General features: G+C 71.5%; 5 protein-coding genes and 1 pseudogene. 1 reads left to right on the top strand and 5 read right to left on the bottom strand.

Annotated elements, in window-relative coordinates; translation table 11 throughout:
- The 4 genes and pseudogenes from BMG523DRAFT_RS23325 to BMG523DRAFT_RS15840 all read right to left on the bottom strand — a co-directional run.
- Positions 1 to 319, bottom strand: a pseudogene (locus BMG523DRAFT_RS23325) (hypothetical protein); the annotation flags it as partial.
- Between the two features lie 47 nt (positions 320 to 366).
- Positions 367 to 1437: a biotin synthase BioB gene (bioB, locus tag BMG523DRAFT_RS15850; RefSeq protein ID WP_235463179.1), complete on the bottom strand. Its 1071-nt coding sequence runs from the start codon at positions 1435 to 1437 to the stop codon at positions 367 to 369.
- 196 nt (positions 1438 to 1633) lie between these two features.
- Positions 1634 to 2350 (bottom strand): dethiobiotin synthase, encoded by a 717-nt coding sequence (gene bioD, locus BMG523DRAFT_RS15845; protein ID WP_011438137.1) that lies wholly within the window; start codon positions 2348 to 2350, stop codon positions 1634 to 1636.
- A gap of 30 nt (positions 2351 to 2380) precedes the next feature.
- The gene (locus BMG523DRAFT_RS15840; RefSeq protein ID WP_035729930.1) at positions 2381 to 3547 is read right to left on the bottom strand and encodes an 8-amino-7-oxononanoate synthase; all 1167 of its coding nucleotides are present in this window, start codon (positions 3545 to 3547) and stop codon (positions 2381 to 2383) included.
- A 100-nt stretch (positions 3548 to 3647) separates the two neighbouring features.
- On the opposite strand from BMG523DRAFT_RS15840, the gene BMG523DRAFT_RS15835 reads away from it, so the two are divergent.
- A complete protein-coding gene (locus BMG523DRAFT_RS15835; RefSeq protein WP_173645812.1) occupies positions 3648 to 5111 on the top strand; it encodes a sensor histidine kinase in 1464 nt (487 codons plus the stop codon).
- 426 nt (positions 5112 to 5537) lie between these two features.
- Here BMG523DRAFT_RS15835 and BMG523DRAFT_RS15830 read toward each other — a convergent pair whose 3' ends face one another.
- Positions 5538 to 5786: a WhiB family transcriptional regulator gene (locus BMG523DRAFT_RS15830; protein ID WP_011438134.1), complete on the bottom strand. Its 249-nt coding sequence runs from the start codon at positions 5784 to 5786 to the stop codon at positions 5538 to 5540.
- Positions 5787 to 6000 lie beyond the last annotated feature (214 nt).

Genomic DNA, 6000 nt, shown 5'->3' with positions numbered 1-6000 from the left:
GGCCGGAGGCCCTGGCAGCCGCCTGGTTCACCGCCCGGTAGCGCAGGCCGCGGTCGAAGACCGCGAATATGATCGGCGCCGTGTCGAACACCCGCAGACACAGCAGCGCCTCTTCCCACCGGGCGAGTGCCNGCGGGTCCGGCAGGCCGGGCCGAGGCCCGCAGATGTCGCTGCGTACCTGACCATCGGGCTGCGGCGTCGGGTTCATCTCGGGACCAGTCCTGCCGGGGCCGGAGCCGCCGGTCACCGTCGGAGACTCGGGCGGGTAGAGACGCATCCAAGTGTGAAGCAGGTCCACCTCCTGCGCGAACGGGAGCATCAGCACCGGGCACGAACCAGCCGGGCACGAACCAGCGTCAAAACGGCTTAGAGAGTGGCCTGCAGGGACTTGATCGGCATGCTCAGCTCGGCCAGCATCTTCAGGTCGGCCTCCGCGGAGCGGCCCAGCGTCGTCAGATAGTTTCCGACGATCATGGCGTTGATGCCACCGAGCATCCCCTGCACGTCGAGATCGCCCAGGGTGATCTCGCGTCCGCCGGAGTAGCGCAGGATCGTGCGCGGCATGGCGAGGCGGAACGCCGCGATCGCGCGCAGCGCGTCACGCGGCTCGACCAGCGGAAGATCCCCGAAGGGCGTTCCCGGCCGCGGGTTGAGGAAGTTCAGCGGAACCTCGTCGGGCTCCAGGGCCGCAAGCTGGGTGGCGAGCTCGGCACGCTGCTCGAGGCTCTCGCCGACGCCCAGAATGGCGCCGCAGCACAGCTCCATCCCCGCGGCCCGCACCATCTCACAGGTCTCCCACCGCTCCTCCCAACTGTGGGTGGTGACCACGTTCGGGAAGTGCGAGCGGGCCGTCTCCAGATTGTGGTTGTAACGGTGCACACCCATCGCCGTGAGTTCGTCGACCTGCTCGGAGGTCAGCATGCCCAGCGAGCAGGCGACGTTGATGTCGACCGCCGCACGGATGGCGGCGACCCCCTCCCGCACCTGCGCCATGAGCCGGGCGTCCGGGCCCCGCACGGCCGCGACGATGCAGAACTCGGTGGCGCCTGTCGCCGCGGTCTGCCGGGCGGCGTCGACGAGCGAGGGCACGTCCAGCCAGGCGGACCGCACCGGCGAGTCGAACTTGCCGGACTGCGAGCAGAAGTGACAATCTTCCGGGCATCCGCCGGTCTTGAGGCTGACGATCCCCTCCACCTCGACCTCCGGACCACACCAGCGCATCCGCACCTCGTGGGCCAGGGCGAGCAGATCGGTCAGCGTCTCGTCCGGGAACCGGAGCACGGCGAGCACGCCGGCCTCGTCCAGCCCCCGTCCGCCATCGAGGACCTCGCGCCGTGCCACGGTGAGGATGTCGGCACCGTCCTGGTCCGCCGGCGGCCGCTGCGACGCCGGTGCCGGTGCAGGTGCGGTGGGGTGCGCGGTCACGGACGTGGTCACGGATGCAGTCACAGGGGTCTCCAGACAAGGGTCGACGGGTGCGGTGGGTGCGTGGGTGCGTGGGTGCGGTGGGCATCGTGGTCGGGACTGATGCGCATGCACCCAGGTGCATGCGCATCCATTGTCGAACCGGCGCGCGGATGTGGGGCCGGATTCCCGAACACCATCGAGCCCCGAAGACTATCGAGCATGGTGGTTACGTCTCGTAGCGAGCTCTGAACTCCTGGGCACGGAACGTGCCGCCAAGTGCCGGTTGCAGCGAGGCACGCGCCACGGCCAGGAACTCGAGCCGGGCCAGCAGGCCGGCTCCCGCCGGAAGGACGCCGGCCAGCGGCCGGGCGGCCAGGCTTTCCAGGTCGATGAGGTTGCACCGGCAGGCCAGATCCGGTTCGGCCGGCCAGGACCCGACCACCACGCCGGCGAGGTCCAGGCCGCGGTGCGCCAGCGCCTCCAGGGTCAGCGCCGTGTCGTTCAGAGCGCCCAGGCCCGCGGCGGTCACGACGAGCACCGGCGCCCGCAGCACCCGGGCGAGGTCGGCGAGGGTGGCGCCGCCCGCGTCGTAGCGGACCAGCAGGCCGCCGGCGCCCTCGACGAGGACGAGATCGCGGCTGTCGGCGAGGGTGCCGATCCGGGCGGCGAGCTCGTCGAGGTCGACGGCCCGGTGCCCGGACCTGCGGGCGGCGGTGGCCGGAGCGAGCGGGTCGGGGTAGCGGGCCAGCTCGTGGACGTCGGTGATCCCGGTCAGATCGCGGACGAGGTCGACGTCACCCAACTCGCCGGGGCCGACACCGGTCTGGGCCGGTTTCACCACCGCGACCGCGTGGTGTCGGTCGTGCGCGAGCGCGCCGATCGCGGCCGTCACCACCGTCTTGCCGACCCCGGTGCCGGTCCCGGTCACCACCAGGGCTGTCATCGGGCCAGGGCTGTCATCGGGCCAGGGCTGTCATCGGGCCAGGACCCCGGCGGCGGCCAGCGCGTTGGTGACGATCGCGAGGTCGGCATCGGTGAGATCGGCCCGGGCGGCGAGGCGCAGCCGGCTGGTCCCGACCGGCACCGTCGGTGGCCGGAAGCAGCCGACGGCCACCCCGTGCCCGCGGCAGGTCGTCGCGGCCGCGATCGCGGGTTCGGGATCCCCAATGATCACTGAAACGACGGCCCCGGCGGGATCCGGCGCGCCGGTCAGGCCGGCGAGCTGACGGGCCCGGCGCCGGACGGTGCCGGGCAGCTCCGGGTGGGCCCCCAGAAACTCCAGGGCGGCCAGCGCGCTGCCCACGTTCGCCGGGGCGAGGCCGGTATCGAAGATGAAGCTGCGGGCGGTGTCGATGAGGTGATCGCGCACGGCCGCCTCGCCCAGCACCGCGCCGCCCTGGCCGCCCAGCGCCTTGGACAGGGTGGCCGTCGCCACCACGTCCGGCTCCCCGGCAAGGCCCGTGGCGGCGAGTGCCCCCCGACCGGCGGGCCCGACCACCCCGAGCGCATGGGCCTCGTCAACGACCAGGACCGCTCCGTGGGCCCGGGCGGCCTCGTGCAGTTCGGTCAGCGGGGCGAGATCGCCGTCCGCGGAGAACACCGACTCGGTCACGACGAGTGCCCGTCGCCAGGGGCGTCCGGCGAGGGCCGCCGCGACCGCGGCCACATCGGCATGCGGTGTCACGACGACGTCCGCCCGGGACAGCCGGCAGGCGTCCACGATCGAGGCGTGGTTCAGCGCGTCCGAGACGACCAGGTCGCCGGGGCCGGCCAGGGCGGTGACCACCGCGAGGTTCGCCGTGTAGCCGGAGGAGAAGACCAGGGCCGAGGCGAATCCGGCGTGCGCGGCGAGCGCGTTCTCCAGCTCCCCGTGCAACGTGGTCGTCCCGGTCATGAGCCGACTCCCGGTGGCCCCGGCACCCCAGGCGCGCAGGGCGCGGATCCCGCCGCCGACGACCGCCGGATGACGGCCGAGCCCGAGGTAGTCGTTGCCCGCGAGATCGACGAGCACGCTTGCGCCCGGTTTGTCCGGGCCGCCCCGCGGGCGTAGCTCGCGGCGCAGCCCGGCGGCGGCCCGGGCCCGGGCGTGGTCCGTGAGCCAGGCGAGCGGCGCGGCAGCCTCGACGTCATCGACGGTCACGACGGCCAGCGTACGGGTATCGGCCACTGTGATGGGGTGCCCGCCACCTCACGAACCCGGCCGGTCTGGCAGTCTGCGAGCCGTGGGAACCCTCGCCGACATGCTGCGCGCGAGCACGGATCTCAGCGACGACGGCATCGACCACCTGCACGCGCTCGTCGCGGACTGGGCTCTACTCGCCGACCTCTCCTTCGCTGATCTGTTGCTGCTCGTGCCTGTCCGCTCCGGCTCGGGGGCCAGCCGGGGCGGCCACGCCAGCGGAGCCGAATTCCTCGTCGTGGCCCAGGTCCGTCCCACCACCGGTCCGACCGCGTACCACAACGACGAGGTCGGCAGCGTCGTGATCAATCGCTGGGTGGTCCAGAACGCCTGGCGGGAACACCGGATCGCGCGGGAGGGCGAGCCCGAGTGGGACGGTGGGGTCCCGGTGCGGACGGAGGCGATCCCGGTCCGGCGGGGTGACGAGGTGATCGCCGTCCTTGCCCGGGACACCAACCTCGCGACCACCCGGACGCCGAGCGCGCTGGAGTCGGCTTATCTGCAGGGTGCCAACAACCTGGCCCTGATGATCGCCGAGGGCGCCTTTCCGTTCCGCGGCAGCTCGGCGGAGCTTCCCGAGTCCCCCCGGGTGGGCGACGGCATGATGCGGCTCGACGGCGCCGGGAAGGTGATCTTCGCGAGTCCGAACGCGCTCTCGGCGTACCGCCGGCTTGGCTACACCGGCAATGTCACGGGCGAGGACCTCCGCTCCGTGCACCGGGCGCTGAACCTGTCCGCCACGACCCCGGCGGTCTGGCACGCGCTCGGCCGGCGCCGGCCGGTGGAGGTGGAAGCCGCGGTCGGGAGCACGGTGGTACTTCTGCGGGCGATCCCGCTCTTCCCCGGGGCGACCCGGGAGGTGCTGGTGCTCGTCCGGGACGTCTCCGAACTGCGTCGCCGCGAGGCGCTGCTGCTGAGTAAGGACGCGACGATCCGTGAGATTCATCACAGGGTCAAGAACAATCTACAGACCGTAGCAGCCCTGCTGCGGTTGCAGATGCGGCGGACGAAGGTCGACGAGGCGCGCTCGGCGCTGCGGGAGTCGGTGCGCCGGGTCACCTCGATCGCGGTCGTGCACGAGACGCTGTCCCAGAGTTTGGGGGAGAGCGTGCCGTTCGACGAGATCGCCGACCAGATCACCTCGGTCACGGTGGATCTGGCCTCCACCGGGGCCCGGGCGAACACCCGCCGGACCGGGTCGTTCGGGCGGCTTCCCGGCGAACTCGCCACCCCGTTGGCTCTTGTGCTTTCCGAACTTCTGCAGAATGCTGTAGAACATGCGTTCGACGGTTCGGCGGGTTCCATCGAGATCCGGGTCAGCCGCCTGGCGGACCGGCTTGACGTGGTCGTGGCCGACGACGGTGCCGGGCTGCCCGAGGACTTCCAGCTCGAGCACTCGCCAAGGCTGGGGCTGCAGATCGTCCGCCAGCTGGTGCTGGGCGAGATGCACGGCACCATCCGGCTCCAGGCCGGTCCAGAGCACGGGACGGAGGCGCTCCTGTCGATCCCACTTTCTGAAAGTTGAGTGTTTAGGGTGCCCGGGAGGGGGTATCCCCCAGGATGTGTCCCTCGTCCATGGCCGTCGTGCCGATGTGGCGTGCTCGTGGGGGGCCGGATCGGGACCGTCCCGGGCGGTGGTTCGCCTGAGCGGGCCCGATCGCCGGAAGGTGTGGTCGGGGGCGGAAAACATTACGGCCGCCCCGTCCGCGTCGCGCCGCATTGCTGCGGCGGACGCGCGGACAGAACGGCCGATGCTGCTGCCAGCCACCCCTGTGCCGCGGTACGGGTTGTGGCATGACCTCATGCGGCGACCACTGCGGTCCGCCGGTGGATCCGGTGGTGCCGGTTCCGGCGGGCAGGGTCTGCCGCGAGCGGGTGTTGTTGTTCGGACCCGGGACGTGGTGCCGGTTCCTCGGGTGCTGTCGGCCCGCCGTCGGGGACGGTCCTGCGGTCAGGCGGTTCGAACCCGGAGTCGGACCTGGCGCTTGAGCGCCCGGCGTTCGTCCTCGCTCATCCCGCCCCAGACACCGGAGTCCTGCCCGGTGTCCAGTGCCCAGTTGAGGCAGTCACTCGTGACTGCGCACCGCGCGCAAACGGCCTTTGCCTCTTCGACCTGGCGTTCCGCCGGACCGGTTGTACCGATCGGGAAGAAGAGCTCGGGATCCTCGTCACGGCAGAGCGCTCTGTGGCGCCAGTCCATGCGTACAACTCCCTCTCTCGTCTCGGGCCACACTGCACATGAGACGCTTTGTGAGCCGCTACGGTTGTGCCGAGGTGAAAAATAAATTGAGCAGGATGTCTGCTCGGCCTCGACGGCGGCCGTAGAGCGGGTTGCCGGGTGTCGGTAAGCCCGGGTGCACGTGCATCCACCTCGGACATTCGCCACCCTCCCACCCGAACAGGCAGCGGCGCAA

This window comes from Frankia sp. BMG5.23 (assembly GCF_000685765.2).
GTDB lineage: Bacteria > Actinomycetota > Actinomycetes > Frankiales > Frankiaceae > Frankia > Frankia casuarinae.
Note: the sequence above shows the minus strand (reverse complement) of the source record. Positions and strands in the feature narration are given on the sequence as shown.